We start from the raw sequence: 18,575 nt of genomic DNA, 5'->3' as shown, positions 1-18,575 counted from the left end.
CGCGATGCACAGGCGCAGCCGGTCGGACGGCTCACACGCGCTTTTGCCGGTTTCTCCCGATCATTTTTATCGGAAGTCCGACGCTCCGGGCCGGGGCCGGCGCGCGAAGGGCCAGCCTCGGCCCGCCCCCCTGCCGACGCACCCGCACTTGTGATGCCGGGGGCGATGCGGCAAAGCGGGGCCCTCGCGCGCACAAGACCTCAAGAGCCCCGAAATGCACGACATCCGCGCCATCCGCGAGAACCCGGCGGCCTTCGACCGCGATCTGGAGCGTCGCGGCTTGGCGCCCCTCAGCGCCGAGCTGATCGCCCTCGACGACGCGCGCAAGGGTGCGGTCTCGGCCGCGCAGGCGGCCCAGGAGCGGCGCAACGCGCTCTCCAAGGAGATCGGCGCCGCCAAGAAGGCCAAGGACGAGGCCCGCGCGACCGCGCTGATGGCCGAGGTCGCCCGCCTCAAGGAGGAGGCGCCGGGCCTTGAGGCCGCGCAGGGCGAGGCGCAAAAAGCCCTCGACGACCGCCTCGCCGCGATCCCGAACCGTCCGAAGGAGGACGTGCCCCTCGGCGCCGACGAGCACGGCAATGTCGAGTACCGCCGCTTCGAGTCCTCCCGCGAGCGCCTGGCGCAGGGCCGCCAGCATTTCGAGCTCGGCGAGGCCACCGGCCTGATGGATTTCGAGGCGGCCGCGAAACTCTCCGGCTCGCGCTTCGTGGTGCTCAAGGGTCAACTCGCCCGGCTGGAGCGGGCGCTCGGCCAGTTCATGCTCGACCTGCACACGGGCGAGCATGGTTACTTGGAAGTTGCGCCGCCGATTTTGGTGCGGGACGAGGCAATGTTCGGTACGGCACAACTGCCGAAGTTTGAAGACGATCAGTTTTTTGCCGGCAACATTCCAGAAATTGAGAAAGGTGTCGCGGAAGCATTCGAATATCTCTATGGGATCGATCCGATAGATAGCAGTGGCACCAAATTATCGAAAGCAATAGAAGAAAACGAGCGGCGCGGTGTGCGGGAGATAGTGCTAAAATACAATCGCCGCTGGCTCGTCCCCACGGCGGAAGTCCCGCTCACCAACCTCGTGCGCGAAAGCATCCTGGCGGAGGACGAGCTTCCCCTGCGCTTCACCGCGCTCACCCCCTGCTTCCGCGCGGAGGCCGGGGCGGCGGGGCGCGACACCCGCGGCATGCTGCGCCAGCACCAGTTCAACAAGGTCGAGCTGGTCTCGATCACCGCACCCGAAAAATCGGCCGAGGAGCACGAGCGGATGCTCGCCTGCGCCGAGGCGGTCTTGAAAAAACTCGACCTGACCTATCGGGTCATGACGCTCTGCACCGGCGACATGGGCTTTGCCTCCCAGAAAACCTACGACATCGAGGTCTGGGTGCCCGGCCAGCAGACCTACCGGGAAATCTCGTCCTGCTCGGTCTGCGGCGAGTTCCAGGCGCGGCGGATGAATGCGCGCTACCGGGCCAAGGAGGGCAGGGGGGTCGGCTTCGTCCACACCCTGAACGGCTCCGGCGTCGCGGTCGGCCGCGCGCTGATCGCCGTGATGGAGAACTACCAGAACCCCGACGGCAGCGTCACGATCCCGTCGGCGCTCCAGCCCTACATGGGCGGCCTGAACCGGATCGAGGGACCGAACCACTGATGCGCATCCTGGTCACGAACGACGACGGCATCCACGCGCCGGGCCTGGAGACGCTGGAAGGCATCGCCCGGGCACTCAGCGACGACGTCTGGATCGTCGCACCCGAGACCGATCAATCGGGCGTCTCGCACTCGCTCTCGCTCAACGATCCGCTGCGCCTGCGCCAGATCGCGGAGAAGCGCTTCGCGGTGAAGGGCACGCCCTCGGACTGCATCATCATGGGGGTGGCCCACATCCTCAAGGACCACAAACCCGACCTCGTGCTCTCGGGCGTCAACCGCGGCCAGAACGTGGCCGAGGACGTGACCTATTCCGGCACCATCGCCGGGGCGATGGAGGGCACGATCCTCGGCATCCGATCGATCGCGCTGAGCCAAGCCTACGGCGCGGGCGGGCGGGCCAACCTGAAATGGGCCTGCGCCGCCGCGCACGGGCCGCGGGTGATCGAGAAGATCCTGGAGATCGGCATCGAGCCCGGCATCCTCGTCAACGTCAACTTCCCCGATTGCGAGCCGGAGGACGTGCAGGGCGTGGCGGTCTCGGCGCAGGGCCAGCGCAATCAGGCGCTCCTGCAGATCGACGCCCGCCACGACGGGCGCGGCAACCCCTATTTCTGGCTGGCCTTCGCCAAAGCGCGGTTCGAGCCCGGCAACGGCACCGATCTCAAGGCGATCGCCGAGAACCGCATCTCGGTGACGCCGCTGCGGCTCGACCTCACCGACGAGCCGGAACTGACCCGCTTCGCCGCGGCGTTCCGGGCGTGAGCGGGGGCGGGCGGCCGGGCCCTCATGCCGCCTGAAGTCGAAGACCCGGATCGGCTGCCCGCGGGGCTGGCGGAGGCGACCGGCAACGCCGCCTTCGTGCTGGCCCTGCGCGAGCGGGGCGTGCGCGACACCGCCGTGCTGCGGGCGATGGAACAGGTGCCGCGCGAGCGCTTCGCGCCGCCGGCTTTGCGGCCTCATGCGCGGCGCGACATCGCCCTGCCGCTCGCCTGCGGCCAGACCATGACGGCGCCGAGCGTCGTCGCGCAGATGCTCGGCGCCCTCGATCTCGCCCCCGGCCAGCGCGTGCTGGAGGTCGGCACCGGCACGGGCTACGTCACCGCCCTGCTGGTGCGGCTCGGGGCGGCCCATGTGCGCAGCCTGGAGCGCTACGAGGGGCTCGCCCGCGTGGCACGGGCACATCTCGGGCGCGACCTTTCCGACGCCACCGTCGAGACCAATGACGGGCTCGCGCCCGAAGTCGTGCGCGGCGGAAGCTACGACCGCATCCTCGTCAACGGCAGCCTTGCCGCGCTGCCGCCGCACCTCCCCGCCGCGCTCAAATCCGGCGGCCGGCTGGTGGCGGGGCATTGGACCGGGCGGGGGAGCCGGCTCGTGACGCTGACCCGCGACAGCGCGGCCGCCTATGCCCGCACGGAAGGAGCGGCCCTGCGTCTCGGCCCCCTGACGCCGGGGCGTGCACTGGGCCCGTAGCGGCCCGACAACGGTTCGGCGCGTGCGCGTCGAGAGGAAGTCTCGCCCGCTCGGACGCGCGATCGGCGCCGTTGCCAGACTCCCTCAACCTTTACGGAACCCGCGTGAATCCGATCCCCGCGACGATCTCGGGAACGGTTGCTTAACCTGAATCCCGTTTGAATAGCTCATCACGTTGCGTCAGTGTTTAAGCGGGTGCGTCGATGCGGGTTCGGGGGAAAATACTGGGCTTGAGGACGCTGTCGCGCTTCGCCCTCATCGGTATGATCGGCGGTGGCACCGCTGCTTGTTCGTCGGACGCCTCGCGTCTCGGCGATCCCTTCACCAACCCGTTCGCTTCGCTGACGGGTGAGCCCTCGGCCACCGGCAGCCTGCCGAACGACGGCGTCGAGGGCGAGATGGCGCCGGCGCCTGCGATCCGCACGCCGCGCATCCAGTCCCAGGCGTTGCCCGCTCCCGGCCCGGCCCTGTCGCCGCGCCCCGGCGCGATCAGCGCCGCCCCGGCCGCGCCCCGGACCGTGACCCGCGTCGCGACGGCCGAGCCGATCTCCGGCGGCATGGCGGGCAACGTGGCCGGCCTGAACCCCGATGCGGGCCGTGCGATGACGCCGCGCGCCTCCGCCCCGGCGCCGCAGCCCAAGCTCCAGTTCGGCAAGCCCGTCGATAAGGCGGCTGAGAAGCGCGCCGCCGAGGCCGCTGCCGCGAAGGCGGCCGAGGCCCGCCGCGACGCCGAGCGGCAGGTTGCCGCCGCCAAGGTCGCCGAGGCCAAGGCGGCCGAAGCCAAGGCCGCGGAGAAGGCGGCGCAGTCGAAGAAGCTCGCCGAGTCCAAGGCGGCCGAGGCGAAGAAGGCGGCCGAGGCTGCCAAGCATCCGCGTCCGGGCCAGAAGGGCGTCGAGAAGGTCGCCAAGGCCGAAACGAAGGTCGATCCGAAGGATGCGGCCAAGGAGGCTGCGAAGGCGGAAGCCGCCCGCAAGGCCGAAGCCGACGCCCGGCAGGCCAAGGCGGACGCCGCCAAGAAGCTCGCCGAGGCCCGCGCCGCGGAAACGGCTGCGAAGGCCGCCGCCAAGGAGAGCAAGGAGGCCGCCAAGGCGTCCGCGAAGGACGCGGCACCGGCTGCCCCCGTGAAGGTCGCCAGCGCCGACGCCGCCGCCCCGATCCCGGCCGCCGCCCCGCAGGCCCCGGCCGAGTCGTTCCGCTGGCCCGCCAAGGGCCGCATCATCAATGCCTACGGCTCGTCCGGCAACGAGGGCATCAACATCGCCGTGCCCGAGGGTACGCCGGTCAAGGCCGCCGAGGACGGCACCGTGGCCTATGCCGGCTCCGACGTGAAGGGCTACGGCAAGCTGGTGCTGGTGCGGCACAACAACGGCTACGTCTCGGCCTACGCCCATAACGGCGAGCTGGACGTGCGCCCCGGCGAGAAGGTGAAGCGCGGCCAGACCATCGCCAAGTCGGGCGCCACCGGCAACGTCACCTCGCCCCAGCTCCACTTCGAGTTGCGCAAGGGCGCGACCCCGGTCGATCCGATGCCCCATCTCGGCGGCTGATCGTTCCCGATCCCCGCAGACAAAGGGCGGTTCCTCGCGGAGCCGCCCTTTGTCGTTCATCCCTTCCCTTTCAGCTGTGCCCCCCCTCCCCGCAAGGGGGGAGGCACGGCAATCCGGGTCGTGCGGCCGGACGAACTATCCGTCGAGCCGCTGACCCAACCGTCCGGCCAGATCCTGGATGAATTGGAACGCGGTGCGCCCGGAGCGCGAGCCGCGGGTGGTGGCCCATTCGAGCGCCTCGGCCCGCACCCGGTCCGGCTCCACGTCGAGTGCGTAGCGCTCCACATAGGCGCGGATCATCGCCAGATATTCGTCCTGGCTGCATTTGTGGAAGCCGAGCCAGAGGCCGAAACGGTCGGAGAGCGAAACCTTCTCCTCCACCGCCTCACCGGGATTGATCGCGGTGGAGCGCTCGTTCTCGACCATCTCGCGGGCCAGCAGGTGGCGCCGGTTCGAGGTGGCGTAGAACAGCACGTTGCCCGGCCGGCCCTCGATACCGCCATCGAGCGCGGTCTTGAGCGACTTGTAGGAGGTGTCGTCGGCATCGAACGAGAGATCGTCGCAGAACACCAGCCAGGGGTGCGGGTCGTTCCGGAGCAGGCTCATCAGCTCGGGCAATGCCTCGATGTCCTCGCGGTGGATCTCCACGAGCTTCATCGGCCGCGCGCCCTCCGGCCGGCGGGCGTTGATCTCGGCATGGGCCGCCTTGACCAGCGAGGACTTGCCCATGCCGCGCGCGCCCCAGAGCAGGGCGTTGTTGGCCGGCAAGCCGCGGGCGAAGCGCTCGGTGTTCTCCACCAGGGTGTCGCGGGCGCGGTCGATGCCGGTGAGGAGGCCGATCTCGACGCGGTTGACCCGCGGCACCGGGATCAGCCGCCGCTCGGGCCCCCACAGGAAGGCGTCGGCGGCGCTCGTATCCACCTTCGGGACGGTGGGCGGCGCGGCGCGCTCCAGGGCTGCGGCGATCCGCTCCAGAAGCGGCAGGAGATTCGGAATGGGGTCGGCAGGCGTCGGCTCTGAAGCCATGATCTCGGGTCCGGTTGCGGGGGAGGGCGGCCGCCCTCGCTGAGGTGGCGCCTTTTAGGCGAAGGTCGAAAGAAAGGGGAACCGCGGCGCCGCCGGCCCGGATGCATCCCAGGGCTTCGCCCTGGTTTTACTACGGCCTCGGCTTCGCCCTGGTTTTACGACGGCCTCAAGCGCCGGCGGCCGCCTCCGCGGCCTCAGGCTGTCGCTCCGCTCGATGCTGTCCGGGGCTCACGCCCCGAAAAGCCCGCTCCGCGCGGCGCTCTTCGCGCCGCGAAGCCGCCCGAACGGCTTCGAAGCGATTGCCCTGCGGATGCATCGCCCGCCGTTGCTTTCGAATCGCCCGTCGCTATAGTCCGCGCGCTTTCCGGCAGGTCAGATCCGGCCCGCCGGTCCTGGCAAGCCTCATTTTGGCAAGTCGCTTTCGGCAAGCCGATTTTGACAAGCCCGTCGTCGCAAGGCACCGGGCCCGCCGGGCCTCACGGGCCGTCTGCCCTCGATCAGGAGTTTCTCGCGTTGATCACCCCCGCCTTCGCGCAAGGAGCCGGTGCCGGAAGCGGCGCGGATGTCGCGTTGCAGTTCGTGCCCTTCGTCCTGATCTTCGTGATCATGTATTTCCTGATCCTGCGCCCGCAGCAGCGCCGGCTCAAGGATCACCAGAACATGGTGAAGAACGTACGCCGGGAGGACACCATCGTGACCACCGGCGGCCTCGTCGGCCGCGTCACGAAGGTCGCGGACGACGCCACCGAGATCGAGGTCGAGATCGCCCCGAACGTGCGCGTGAAGGTGGTCCGCTCGATGATCTCCGAGGTTCGCGTCAAGGGCGCCCCGGTCAAGGCCTCCTGAGAGGTCACATGAGGGTGCCGGCGCACAGGCCCGGCACCTTTCGGTAAACCCAGTCGGAACCGGGCGGATGTTGCGCTTCTCGAGAACCAAGATTTTCGCGACCCTGGCCATCATCCTGATCGGTCTGAGCCTCGCAGTGCCGAGCTTCTTCTCGAAGGAGCAGCGCGAGGCCTTCGTCAACGCGCTGCCGAAATCGATCCAATGGATGGTGCCGACCCGGGCGATCGTGCTCGGTCTCGACCTCCAGGGCGGTTCGCAGATCCTCTTAGAGATCGACCAGCCCGACCTCGTCCGCTCGATGGTCACCGGCCTGCGCGACGACGTGCGCCGCATCCTGCGCGAGGCCGCGGTCTCGCCGGAAGGCGGCATCCGCGTCATCAACCGCGGCGTCGAGCTGCGCATCCCCGATGCGGCGGCCCGCGCGAAGGTGATGCCGAAGCTGCGCGAACTCGCAGCCCCCATCAACAACCCGCTCGCCGCCGGCGGCCAGACCCTCACGGTCAACGAGGCCGAGAACGGCACGATCCAGCTCGTCCTCACCGAGGCCGGCATCAACGACCGCACCCGCCGTGCGGTCAGCCAGGCGATCGAGGTCGTGCGCAAGCGCATCGATTTCGGCGGCACCAAGGAGCCGTCGATCCAGCAGCAGGGCGCCAGCCGCATCCTCGTCCAGGTGCCGGGCCTGCAGAACCCGCAGGAGCTTGAAGACCAGCTCGGCAAGACCGCCAAGCTCGAATTCCGCATGCTGGCCGATTCGCCCTCCGGCGACGTCGACATGCTCGCCTCGAAGGACGAGGGCGGCGCCAAGGTGCCGGTCGAGCGCCGCGTCATGGCCGATGGCAGCGATCTCACCGACGCCCAGCCCGCCTTCGACCCGACGACCCACGAGCCGATGGTGAGCTTCAAGTTCAACCTGCGTGGCGCCCAGCGCTTCGGTCAGGCGACCTCGGAGAATGTCGGCCGCCGCATGGCGATCGTGCTCGACAACGTAATCCAGTCGGCCCCGGTGATTCGCTCGGCGATCACCGGCGGCACCGGGCAGATCACCGGCAACTTCACCGTCAAGGACGCCAACGACCTCTCGGTGCTGCTGCGAGCGGGCGCGTTGCCGGCCAAGCTCACCGTGGTCGAGCGCCGCGTCGTCGGTCCCGGCCTCGGCCGCGACTCGATCGAGGCCGGCAAGATGGCGACCCTGGTCGCGGGCGGCCTCGTCATCGCCTTCATGTTCGCGACCTACGGCACCTTCGGCTTCATCGCCAACATCGCCCTGATCGTGCATGTCGGCCTGATCCTCGGCCTGATGTCGGTGCTGGAGGCGACGATGACCCTGCCCGGCATCGCCGGCATCGTGCTCACCATCGGCACCGCGGTCGATTCGAACGTGCTGATCTACGAGCGCATGCGCGAGGAAGCCCGCGGCGGCCGCTCCCTGGTCTCGGCGCTTCAGGCCGGCTTCGACCGGGCATTCGCCACCATCATCGATTCGAACTCGACCATGGCGATCGCCGCGCTGCTCCTGTTCTTCATGGGCTCCGGCCCGGTGAAGGGCTTCGCCGTGGTGTTCATCCTCGGCATCCTCACCACCGTCATCACCGCCGTGACGCTGACGCGCATGATGATCGCGCTGTGGTACAATTGGTTCCGGCCCAAGGCCCTGCCGTTCTAGGGGCGCCGCCGCCTCGTTCCCGGCGCGGCCCACGCGCCGCGCGAAAGCTGAAATCTCAGGGGATGCGCGCGGAGCGCCCCCTTCGCTTCGAGACCGACCATGCGCCTGCTTCGCCTCTGGCCCGACGAATCGCATTTCGACTTCATGCGGTTCCGGCGCGTCACCTTCCCGCTCTCGGCGGTGATGTCGGTCGTGACCCTGGTGCTGTTCATCACCGTCGGGCTCAATTACGGCATCGACTTCAAGGGCGGTACCCTGGTCGAGCTTCAGGCCAAGGCCGGGCAGACCGCGGACGTCGCCGAGATCCGCCACACCGCCAACGGCTTCGGCTTCGGCGAGACCGAAGTGCAGGAACTCGGCGGCGAGGGTCAGGTGCTGGTGCGCTTCCCGCTCCAGGCCGGCGAGCAGGGCCAGACCGCGGTGATGCAGAAGGCGCACGCCGCCTTCGACGCGGGCTACGATTTCCGCCGCACGGAGACCGTGGGGCCGCGCGTCTCGGGCGAACTCGTGCAGTCCGGCACGATCGGCGTCGTGCTCTCGGTGCTGGCGGTGCTGCTCTACCTGTGGTTCCGCTTCGAGCGGGAGCTGGCGCTCGGCGCCATCGTCGGCACCCTGCACGACATCGTGCTGACGGTCGGCGTGTTCATCATCACCCGCATCGAGTTTAACATGACCTCGATCGCGGCGATCCTCACCATCGTCGGCTACTCGCTCAACGAGACGGTGGTGGTGTTCGACCGGACCCGCGAGCTGATGCGCCGCTACAAGACGATTCCCGTGGTGGAACTCCTCAACCTCTCGATCAACTCCACCATGTCGCGCACGGTGATGACCTCGCTGTCGACCACCCTGTCGCTGGTGGCGCTGGTGCTGTTCGGCGGCGAGGCGATCAAGGGCTTTGCCGTCGTCATGCTCTGCGGCGTGGTGATCTGCACCTACTCCGCGATCTTCGTCTCGACCCCGTCGCTGATCTACATCGGACTGCGCCTGTCCGGCGCGAAGGCGTCGCAGCGCGAGTCGGGCCTGCCGCAGGCGGCCGAGTAGGGCGCGGCGTGCGACGGGAGGCACGAGACCGATCCGGGACGTCTTTCTCCGCCCCGGCGGTTGAGAGGGGCGCCCGCGCTTCCGACATGCTCCGGTACGGAATGCGGGCGAGCGGAGGCACGGCGTGAGCGAGGGACGAATCCCCGGGCAGATCCACGACGGCTTCCTGCCCGGCCGCCACGGCATCGACGCCTATGGCAATGGCGGCTTCCGCTTCGGGCAGATGTCCCACCGGGGCTCGATCCTGCTGCTGCCCTCCGGCGTGCGCGCCTGGGAGGTGAACGAGCCCACCGGCATCGACGGGACGAGCCTCGGCCCGGTGCTCGCCGAGGCCGAGGGGATCGAACTTCTCTTGATTGGCACCGGCGCCGACATCGTGTTCCTGCCCGAGACCTTGCGCCAGCGCCTCAAGGCCGCAGGCATCGGCCTCGACACGATGCAGACGGGGGCGGCGGCACGGACCTACAACATCCTGATGGCCGAGAACCGCAAGGTCGCGGCCGCGCTGATCGCCGTCTAGAGTCGTGCCCGGCCTGATCGCATCAAGCCGGGCCTGACTCTAGGTCCTTGTTTGGTCGCACTTTCTTTCGATGAACCGGCATCCACTTCGTCGGAAAGCGCTTTGAGTTCCGAACGCCGCATGAGCCCCGCTCCATGACGCGCCCCGAGACCCGAACCGAGACGAGCCCGGAGGCCGGCAACGGCGGGCTCGCCTTCGCCTTCCGGCACTGCGAGGAACTGGTGCGCGAAAGCGACCCGGACCGCTACTTCGCAGCCCTGTTCGCGCCCGCCGCCTTCCGGCCGCACCTCTTCGCGCTCTCCGCCTTCAGCCTGACCATCGCCCGCGTCCGGGAGGCGGCCTCGAATCCGATGGCGGGGGAGATCCGCCTGCAATGGTGGCGCGACGCGCTCCAGGGGGAAGCACGGGGCGACGTCCGGGCCAATCCCGTCGCCGCGGCCCTGGAAGATGCGATCGTCACGCGCCGCCTCGGGCGCCAGCCCTTCGTGGACCTGATCGATGCCCGCGTCTTCGACCTCTACGACGACCCGATGCCGCGGGTGAACGATCTGGAGGGCTATTGCGGCGAGACCGCCTCGGCGCTGATCCGCCTTTCCGGGCTGGTGCTTGCCGATGGGGCCGAGCCGGGTGGCGCGGCGGCCGCCGGCCATGCGGGCGTCGCCTACGGGATCACCGGCCTGTTGCGGGCGCTGCCGTGGCACGCGCGTCAGGGACAGGTCTACCTGCCCGGTGACCTGCTGCGCCAGAACGGGGTCACGCGCGAGGACATCGTCTCGGGCCGGGGTGGACCGGGCCTCGTGCGCACCTGCGTCGAATTGCGGGCGCTGGCGCGGCGCCATCTCGCCGCCTACGAGGCGGCCCGCAGCACCATCGCTCCGGCGGCCCGTCCCGCCTTTCTGCCGACCGCGCTGGTCGAGCCCTATCTCGCGGCGATGGAGCGGGCCGGCTACGATCCGCTCAACAGCGTGATCGAGATCCCCCGTTGGCGCCGCCTGTGGCGGCTGTGGCGGGCGGCACGCACGGGACGATAGAGACGTTTCACACGCAGACAGGGGCTCCTCCCCGCCAAGGGGAGGAGGTCGATGAAGCGGGGCGTCAGCGCGCCTTCTTCGTCAGCTTCTGCGCGATCTCGAACATCTCCTCCGGCGCATAATCGGGCGCGAAGGCCGAGGGGATGCCGGTGAGCTGGTGGATCTTACCGCCGTCGGGCATGCCCTCCACGATCTCGAGTTCGCCCGGCGGGTCGCCCGGCAGGGCGTGCTCGCTGCTATTCCAGATCCCGGCGATCTCACGATAATCGTTCGGGCTCCAGGTGTAGAGCCGGCGGTGCGAGCCCTCCTGCAGATACTTCTGGCACTCGGGAATCTTGTCGAGATTGATGTTCGGGGTCGGCAAAAACTTGTCGAGATCGACGCCGGTGATCTGCTTCAGCGCCAGCGCGTAGGCGTGGGCGTGGACCGAGCCGCGCACCAGCAGGTAGCCGCATACTTCGCGTCCGGTCGGGTCGGACAGGGTCTCGTAGACCCGCAGCTTGTGCAACCGTGCGCCGCATTCGAGGTGGAAGTTGTGCAGGAGATCGACGACGACATTGCCCGTCGAGGTGATGAAGTCGTTGTTCCACGAGGCGCCGTTGCTGTTGATCGGCGCCGAACCGCCCCCGTTCGACAGGAAGGCCGCGGCAAGCCGGATGTCCTTCATGTCCTCGAACGGCGCACCCGAAATGTCGCCCCCGTCCGTCTCGTCGCCGTCGTTGTCGGGCCCGTTATTGAGCATGGCCACGCCGTTGCTCACGAGTTCGACGTGGCCGAGTTCTTCCGCCGTAATGCTCGAGACGAGGCTGTAGAACGGCTTGAGCTTGTCCTTGCTGCGGAAATTGAAGCTCTGGAACATGTAGTTCCCGAGCGTGGACATCTCACCGTATTTGCCGCCCAGCAACTCCTGCAGCGCGGCAGCCGCATTGGGATCCTTGCGTTTGGGTGCGGGAAGCTCGGCTTGTAGCTTGTCGACGCGCATGAACATTTGAGAAGGCCTCTTGCTGCTGCCGGTCACCACCGGAACGTGCGCCGCAGACACCTCCATGCATCGTCACAGCCTGGAGCGGCCCGACGGTCGGAGGTTCGGTCGGGCACTGGGGTGTGCGGTTGGAACCGCCCGACGAAGGCCTCTGTTCCCGGCGCCACGCACCGGTTGCAGGCTTAACGCCCGGCCGTTCCGGCGCCTGGATCTGCAATGCACCGCGCCGCCGCGGTGCGCAAAAGCGTCACCAAGAAAACATCTGTCGATCATGGGATTGAATACATGATGCCTTGCGTTGAGCGGGCCTAACGGCTCTGCTAGCACCCTGTGCCGGAAAGCCCCGGCGGAAGATCGGGGCTTGGGAGGAGGGCAAAGCCCGTGACACCCTGGAATCAGGTCTACGATCCGTTCGGGAGCCAATGGCTCTCGACTTTCATGGCATCGCTGCCGGTCATCGCCCTGCTCGGCATGATCGCGAGCGGCAAGATCAAGGTGCACATCGCGGCCGTCCTCGCGCTGGGCGTCGCCTTCCTCGTGGCGGTCGTCGCCTTCGGCATGCCGACGGATCTGGCGGTTCGCGCGACGATCCTCGGCATGGTCACGGGCATGTTCCCGATCGGCTGGATCATCCTCAACGTCATCTTCCTCTACCGGCTGACGGTGGAGAAGGGCTGGTTCGCCGTCCTCCAGCAATCGGTGGCCGGCATCACCGAGGACCGGCGCATCCAGCTCCTGCTGGTCGCCTTCGCCTTCGGCGCCTTCTTCGAGGGCGCGGGCGGCTTCGGCACCCCGGTGGCCGTCACCGGCGCCATCCTGATCGGGCTCGGCTTCTCGCCGCTGGCCGCCTCCGGCCTCTCGCTCATCGCCAACACCGCCCCCGTCGCCTACGGCGCGCTCGGCGCCCCGGTCCAGGGTCTGGCCTCGGTGACGGGCTACGACCCCTACATCCTCGGCGCGATGATCGGCCGTCAGTTGCCGTTCTTCTCGGTGATCGTGCCGTTCTGGCTGATCTGGGTGTTCGCGGGCTTCCGCGGCATGATCGCGATCTGGCCGCCGATCGCCGTCTGCGGCATCTCGTTCGCGGCCGCGCAGTTCCTGATCTCGAACTACATCAATCCCTGGATCGTCGATATCGGCGCCTCGCTCGTGTCGATGGCCGCCCTCGTCGCCTTCCTGAAGGTGTGGCGTCCGGCGCAGATCTGGTCCTCGCCGGCCCTGCGCGGCCACGATCCGTCGATCGGCTACGGTCAGCCGCGTCCGGCCTCCCTCGGCGCGGGCGTCCCCGGCGATCTTCCCAAGGTGCATGTCGGCGGCCGCACCGCCTCGTCGAGCGAGATCTTCATGGCCTGGGTGCCGTGGATCATCCTCTCGATCATCGTGGCGATCTGGGGCACCGGCTGGTTCAAGGGCATCGTCAACCCGATCTTCTCGTGGAAATACGAGGTGCCGGGCCTGCACAACATGATCATGAAGGTGCCGCCCGTGGAGGCCGCGCCGAAGGCCGAGGCCGCGATCTTCAACTTCACCTACATGTCCTACACGGGCACCGGGGTGCTGTTCGCGGCGATCATCTCCGGCATCATCATGCGGTTCTCGCCGGTGCGTCTCGTCACCGCGTATTTCGAGACGATCTGGGTGCTGCGCTACTCGCTCATCACCATCGCCGCGATGCTCGCCCTCGGCGTGCTCACCCGCTACGCCGGCGTCGACGCCACGCTCGGCCTCGCCTTCGCCGGCACGGGCATCCTCTACCCGTTCTTCGGCACGCTGCTGGGCTGGCTCGGCGTCGCGCTCACGGGTTCGGACACAGCCTCGAACGTGCTGTTCGGCGGTCTGCAGCGGATCACTTCCGAGCAGCTCGGACTGTCGGGCATCCTGATGGCCTCGGCGAATTCGTCGGGCGGCGTGATGGGCAAGATGATCGACGCCCAGTCGATCGTCGTGGCTTCGACGGCGACGGGCTATTTCGGCCAGGAGAGCAAGATCCTGCGCTTCGTGTTCTGGCACTCGATCGTGCTGGCCTGCCTCGTCGGCGGCCTCGTGATGCTCCAGGCCTACGTCTACCCGTTCACCGAGATGGTGATCCACCCGGCCGCGACGGCGCCTGCCGCGCACTGACCGGCCGGTTCGACGGCACGCAAGCGAAGCCCGCCCCGAGCGATCGGGGCGGGCTTTTTCGTGGATCTGAATTAGCGCGGGCCGGGCGCGTCCGGCTTTGCGGCCTCGAGCGGCTGCGCCGGCCGGGCGAGCCGCCCCTCCTCGGCGCGGTGGACATACTGGCTCGCCACCAGCCAGCCCTTGAAGAAGCGCAAGGGGAGGGTGCAGGCGATCAGCACCACGGGCAGGGTCAGGGCGAAGTGGAGCCAGACCGGCGGGTCGTAGGTCAGCTCCAGCCACAGGCCGAAGGCGACCGCGGGGATCGCCGTGGTCATCATCACGAAGAAGGCCGGGCCGTCGGCGGGATCGGCGAAGGAGAAGTCGAGGCCGCAGGCGTCGCAGCGCGGGGCGATGCTCAGAAAACCCTTGAACAGATGGCCCCGGCCACAGCGCGGGCAGGCGCTGCGCGCCGCCACGGAGAGCGGCGCCTGGGGCTCGTACCGGGTCTCGGTCGAAATCGCGTCACGGGTGTCGGTCATCACGGTCTCCTGGCGAGGCAACCAATGCCCGCTGCGATGGTTCGCCAACGCCCCGCAGGCCACCCATGCGGGACCGGACGGATTTTTCGAGCCGAGTTTTTTCGAGCGCTCGGGATTAAATGGCGGAGACAGAGCGTTAATGGTCTCACGCGCGCCACAGCATGCCGCAAACATGTTCCTCCGCCGGATCCGCCGCGACAGCCTGAGCGACCTGCCCGGTCTCGAGACGGGGCGGCTGACGATCGCGCCGCTCGGTGCGGGGGACGCGCGGGCCGTGCACACGCTCACCGACGATCCGGCGATCACCGGCGCGGTCGATTTCCTCGCCACCCCCTTCACCCTGGCGGACGCCGAGGCGCTGATCGCCTCCGGTCGGCATGGGCGCGACCGCTTCCTCGGTGCCTGGAGCCGCGAGGCGGCCGCCCCGCTCGTCGGCGTCGTCGGCACCCATCTGCGGGGGGAGGGCGCGGTCGAGATCGGCTACTGGATCGGCGGGGCCGCCCGCGGGCGCGGCTTCGGGACGGAGGCGGTCTCCGCCATCGTCGGCCTGCTGCGCCGCCGCTTTCCCCGCCGGGCGATCGTGGCCGAATGCCGGCCCGGCAACGTCGCCTCCTGGGGCCTGCTGCACAAGATCGGCTTCCGCGAGACCGGCTCGGAGGGGCACCGCCCCGGCCGCCGCCAGCTCGTCCTCGAAGGCATCTGACCCCGCAGGCCGTGCCGACGGGCCGGACGGGGGGGATGGACCAAAGACCGGGAAGCGGCGGATCTCGAATCGGCCTAAGATCGGCGAATGGGCCCTCGCCGGCCAGTGCCGGCGCGCCGGAAGACATGATCGCGATGACGGCCAGCGCACAATCGGATATCGGCGGCCACTCCGACGAGGCGGCTCCCCTGGCAGGCGGACAGGCGCTGCGCCTCCTGATCGTCGACGACCACCCCCTGTTCCGCGAGGCTCTGGCGAGCGCCATCGCGCTCGCCTTCCCCGACGCCGTTTTGCACGAGGCGGACGGCATCGGGGCGGCCAGCGAGATCCTGGGCCGGAACCCGGCCATCGACCTAACGCTGCTCGATCTCTCGATGCAGGGCGTGACCGGGTTCGAGGGTCTCACCGCGATCCGCACGCGCTTTCCCCGCGTGCCGATCCTGATCGTCTCCGGCGTTACCGATCCGCGCATCATGCAGGAGGCCCTGCGCCACGGTGCGGCCGGCTTCGTGCCGAAGGCCGTCGACAAGGCGACCCTGACCCGGGCGATCTCCGAGGTGCTCGGCGGAGCCCTGTTCATGCCGCCCGATCTTGCCGCCGCTCCGGCCCCGGCGCGGGGCGGCGACAAGGCGCCGATCGCCGAGCGGGTCGCCCGCCTGACCCCGCAGCAGATGCGGGTGCTCGGCATGATCCGCCAGGGCAAGCTCAACAAGCAGATCGCCTACGAGCTGCAGGTCGGCGGCTCGACGGTGAAGGCCCACGTCTCCGAGATCCTGCGCAAGCTCGAAGTCATCAGCCGCACGCAGATCGTGATCGAGACGGCCTATGTCGATTTCGATCAGGCGGGCGGGGGGTTCTGATCGGGATCGCCTTCAGGCGAACCGTTTCGCCGCGACGACGCACAGCACGACCCCGGCGGCGACCGCGACCATCGCCCCCTCGACCGGCTCGCCCAGCAGAAGGCCGGCGAGCGCGAGGCCGAAGAAGGGCTGGAGCAGTTGCAATTGCCCGACCCCGGCGATGCCGCCGAGCGCCAGCCCGCGATACCAGAACACGAAGCCGACCAGCATGCTGAAGACCGAGACGTAGCCGAGCCCGGCCCAGGCCGGCAGGCCGATCCCGGTCCATGAATCCGGCAGGGTGGCGAGCGCCAGAACGGCCATGGCGGGTGCGGCCAGCACGAGCGCCCAGGAGATGACCTGCCAGCCGCCGAGCCGGCGCGACAGGCGGGCGCCCTCGGCGTAGCCGAGACCGCACAGCAGGATCGCCCCCAGCATCAGCCCGTCGCCCGTCAGGTCGGCGCCTTCGCTGCGCGCCAGGGCGAAGCCCGCCACCAGCACGCTGCCCATGCCCGAGAACAGCCAGAAGGCGGGTTTCGGCCTGTCATGGGCCCCCAACAAACCGAACAGGGCGGTGGCGAGCGGCAGCAGGCCGATGAACACGATGGAGCGGGCCGAGGTGATGTGCCGGAGCGCCAGCGCCGTGAGCAGGGGAAAGCCGACCACGACGCCGAGGGCCACGACGGCAAGCGGCCCGAGATCGCCCCGCGCCGGCCGCTTCTGCCGCAGCAGGGCCAGGAGCGCGCCACCGAGCCCGGCGGCGATCACCGCGCGCGAGGCGGTGAGGAAGAGCGGCGTGAAGCCGCCGACCGCCAGCCGCGTCGCCGGGAGCGAGCCGCTGAAGATGAGCACGCCGAGGAAGCCGTAGCCCCACCCGTCCCAGGTCTTTCCGACCGGATTGTTCCTGTGATGTTCGGGCATCGTTCGTCTCGAAGGGCGATGCGAGGTTAGAACTCGATCCCTGGCGGCGACACAAACAGTGCCCTACAGTCTGAACCGAACTGTATGGCTCGTTGCGCCCATATGCTTGAGCGATCGTGACATGACGGATGAGATCGCAGGCCGTACGGCGGCGGTGATGACGGCGATCCGCACCAAGCTCGCCGCCCGGGCGCTGAGCCCAGGCGAGAAGTTGCCCTCGATCCGCCGCTTCGCCACGACCATGGGCGTCTCGCCCTCGACCGTGGTCGAAGCCTATGACCGGCTCGCGGCGGAGGGGTTGATCCGGGCTCGGCCGGGCGCGGGCTTCTTCGTCTCGGGGGCGGTCTCGCCGCTGGCGCTCACCGAGGCGGAGCCGCGGCGGGAACGGGCGATCGATCCGCTCTGGGTTTCGCGCCAATCGCTCGATGCCGGCCCGGAGATGCTCAAGCCGGGCTGCGGCTGGCTTCCGGCCGAGTGGATGCCGAGCGCGGCGATCCGCCGGGCCGTGCGCGGCCTCGCGCAGGCCGGGGACGCGGTGCTGACCGATTACGGTGTCAGCCGCGGCGCGCTGTCCCTGCGCCGTCACCTCGTGCGCCGGATGGCGGGGGAGGGGATCGAACTCGGCGCGGATCAGCTGCTGCTCACGGCCTCCGGCACGCAAGCCATCGACCTGATCGGCCGCTTTCTCCTGCGGCCCGGCGACACGGTGATCGTGGACGATCCCTGCTACTTCAACTTCCAGGCCGTGCTGCGCGTCCACGCGGTCCGGATCGTCGGGGTGCCCTACACGCCGACGGGGCCCGACCTGGCGGCCTTCGCCGCGGCCCTCGCCGAGCATCGTCCGCGCCTCTACGTCACCAATTCAGCGCTCCACAATCCGACCGGCGCGACGCTCTCGCCGCAGACCGCCCACCGGCTCCTGACGCTCGCGGCGGGGCACGACCTCACCATCGTCGAGGACGACATCTTCGCCGATCTGGAGCCCGAGCCCTCGCCCCGGCTCGCGGCCCTCGACGGCCTCGCCCGCGTGATCCGCATCGGCAGCTTCTCGAAGACGCTCTCGGCCTCGATTCGCTGCGGCTTCATCGCTGCGCGCCCCGACTGGATCGAGGCCCTGGTCGATCTCCAGGTGGCGACGAGCTTCGGCGGCCCGAGCCCGGTCGCCGCCGAGCTGATCGCCGGCACGCTCGCCGACGGCAGCTACCGCAAGCATCTGGAAGCCTTGCGCCGCCGTCTGTCACGGACACGCCGGGAGGCCACCACCCGGCTCGGTTCGCTCGGCATCGCGCCCTGGATCGTACCGCGCGGCGGCTTCACCCTCTGGTGCCGCCTGCCCGACGGGCAGGACGCGGCGGCTCTGGCCCGCGCCGGCTTGGCGGAGGGTCTGGTGCTGGCCCCCGGCAACGTCTTCAGCGTCTCGCAGACGGCCGGCAGCTTCATGCGCTTCAACGTGGCGCAGATGACCGATCCGCGGGTCTACGAGGGGCTGACGCGGGCGATGGAGGGAGCGGAGATCCCAGCCGCATCCTCACCCTGAGGCGCCGCAAAGCGGCCTCGAAGGGTCTTCCCGTACCCCGCGCGATCCCTGTAAGCCCCTTCGAGGCCTGCGCTTTGCGCCGACACCTCAGGGTGAGGGTGTGGGTTGGACCACTAAGTGTCTCTCACAAAACTCCCGCCGCGCTGTCATCGCC

The 18,575-nt window shown here is 69.2% G+C and carries 17 protein-coding genes; 13 read left to right on the top strand and 4 right to left on the bottom strand.

Translation table 11 applies throughout. The features are described from left to right. The first annotated feature begins 214 nt into the window (after positions 1-214). From serS to Y590_RS20460, 4 genes are all read left to right on the top strand, one after another. Complete coding sequence (serS, locus tag Y590_RS20475; RefSeq protein WP_060771465.1) at positions 215-1,645, top strand: serine--tRNA ligase; 1,431 nt, start codon at positions 215-217, stop codon at positions 1,643-1,645. Further along, positions 1,645-2,409 (top strand): 5'/3'-nucleotidase SurE, encoded by a 765-nt coding sequence (gene surE / locus Y590_RS20470; RefSeq protein WP_060771464.1) that lies wholly within the window; start codon positions 1,645-1,647, stop codon positions 2,407-2,409. Before serS ends, surE begins: the two co-directional genes overlap by 1 nt. Before the next feature lie 24 nt (positions 2,410-2,433). After that, complete coding sequence (locus Y590_RS20465) at positions 2,434-3,120, top strand: protein-L-isoaspartate O-methyltransferase family protein (RefSeq protein WP_060771463.1); 687 nt, start codon at positions 2,434-2,436, stop codon at positions 3,118-3,120. A 203-nt stretch (positions 3,121-3,323) separates the two neighbouring features. Beyond that, positions 3,324-4,667, top strand: coding sequence for a murein hydrolase activator EnvC family protein (locus tag Y590_RS20460; RefSeq protein ID WP_060771462.1), 1,344 nt, complete (start codon positions 3,324-3,326; stop codon positions 4,665-4,667). Between the two features lie 135 nt (positions 4,668-4,802). Here Y590_RS20460 and Y590_RS20455 read toward each other — a convergent pair whose 3' ends face one another. Then, positions 4,803-5,693 carry an ATP-binding protein gene (locus Y590_RS20455; protein WP_056499610.1) on the bottom strand — a complete coding sequence of 297 codons (891 nt, stop codon included), beginning with the start codon at positions 5,691-5,693 and terminating at the stop codon, positions 4,803-4,805. 513 nt (positions 5,694-6,206) lie between these two features. On the opposite strand from Y590_RS20455, the gene yajC reads away from it, so the two are divergent. The 5 genes from yajC (at position 6,207) to Y590_RS20430 (ending at position 10,800) form a co-directional block, all read left to right on the top strand. Then, entirely contained in the window at positions 6,207-6,539 is a 333-nt protein-coding gene (yajC, locus tag Y590_RS20450; protein WP_060771461.1) for a preprotein translocase subunit YajC, read from the top strand. Between the two features lie 67 nt (positions 6,540-6,606). Next, the gene (secD, locus tag Y590_RS20445) at positions 6,607-8,205 is read left to right on the top strand and encodes a protein translocase subunit SecD (protein ID WP_060771460.1); all 1,599 of its coding nucleotides are present in this window, start codon (positions 6,607-6,609) and stop codon (positions 8,203-8,205) included. A 99-nt stretch (positions 8,206-8,304) separates the two neighbouring features. Next, positions 8,305-9,249 (top strand): protein translocase subunit SecF, encoded by a 945-nt coding sequence (gene secF, locus Y590_RS20440; RefSeq protein WP_060771459.1) that lies wholly within the window; start codon positions 8,305-8,307, stop codon positions 9,247-9,249. 124 nt (positions 9,250-9,373) lie between these two features. Then, positions 9,374-9,769, top strand: a complete 396-nt coding sequence (locus tag Y590_RS20435) for an Mth938-like domain-containing protein (protein WP_060771458.1) — start codon at positions 9,374-9,376, stop codon at positions 9,767-9,769. A 134-nt stretch (positions 9,770-9,903) separates the two neighbouring features. Beyond that, positions 9,904-10,800 carry a phytoene/squalene synthase family protein gene (locus tag Y590_RS20430; RefSeq protein WP_060771457.1) on the top strand — a complete coding sequence of 299 codons (897 nt, stop codon included), beginning with the start codon at positions 9,904-9,906 and terminating at the stop codon, positions 10,798-10,800. Positions 10,801-10,864: 64 nt separating this feature from the next. Here the strand turns inward: Y590_RS20430 and Y590_RS20425 are convergent, their stop codons facing one another. Beyond that, positions 10,865-11,788: a manganese catalase family protein gene (locus Y590_RS20425; protein ID WP_060771456.1), complete on the bottom strand. Its 924-nt coding sequence runs from the start codon at positions 11,786-11,788 to the stop codon at positions 10,865-10,867. 375 nt (positions 11,789-12,163) lie between these two features. Here Y590_RS20425 and Y590_RS20420 point away from each other — a divergent pair, with 375 nt between their 5' ends. After that, positions 12,164-13,903, top strand: a complete 1,740-nt coding sequence (locus Y590_RS20420; RefSeq protein ID WP_060771455.1) for an L-lactate permease — start codon at positions 12,164-12,166, stop codon at positions 13,901-13,903. A gap of 71 nt (positions 13,904-13,974) precedes the next feature. Here Y590_RS20420 and Y590_RS20415 read toward each other — a convergent pair whose 3' ends face one another. Beyond that, a complete protein-coding gene (locus tag Y590_RS20415; protein ID WP_060771454.1) occupies positions 13,975-14,421 on the bottom strand; it encodes a DUF983 domain-containing protein in 447 nt (148 codons plus the stop codon). A gap of 172 nt (positions 14,422-14,593) precedes the next feature. On the opposite strand from Y590_RS20415, the gene Y590_RS20410 reads away from it, so the two are divergent. Then, a complete protein-coding gene (locus tag Y590_RS20410; protein WP_060772384.1) occupies positions 14,594-15,124 on the top strand; it encodes a GNAT family N-acetyltransferase in 531 nt (176 codons plus the stop codon). A 125-nt stretch (positions 15,125-15,249) separates the two neighbouring features. After that, complete coding sequence (locus Y590_RS20405; RefSeq protein WP_060771453.1) at positions 15,250-15,984, top strand: response regulator; 735 nt, start codon at positions 15,250-15,252, stop codon at positions 15,982-15,984. Positions 15,985-15,996: 12 nt separating this feature from the next. On the opposite strand, the gene Y590_RS20400 is transcribed toward Y590_RS20405, so the two are convergent. Next, a complete protein-coding gene (locus tag Y590_RS20400; protein WP_060771452.1) occupies positions 15,997-16,884 on the bottom strand; it encodes a DMT family transporter in 888 nt (295 codons plus the stop codon). Positions 16,885-17,005: 121 nt separating this feature from the next. Between Y590_RS20400 and Y590_RS20395 the strand changes: the two genes are divergently transcribed. Then, positions 17,006-18,421: an aminotransferase-like domain-containing protein gene (locus Y590_RS20395; protein WP_060771451.1), complete on the top strand. Its 1,416-nt coding sequence runs from the start codon at positions 17,006-17,008 to the stop codon at positions 18,419-18,421. Positions 18,422-18,575 lie beyond the last annotated feature (154 nt).

The organism is Methylobacterium sp. AMS5, from assembly GCF_001542815.1.
Classification (GTDB): domain Bacteria; phylum Pseudomonadota; class Alphaproteobacteria; order Rhizobiales; family Beijerinckiaceae; genus Methylobacterium.
The sequence above is the reverse complement of the archived record's forward strand: the minus strand, read 5'-3'. Positions and strand labels throughout refer to the sequence as shown.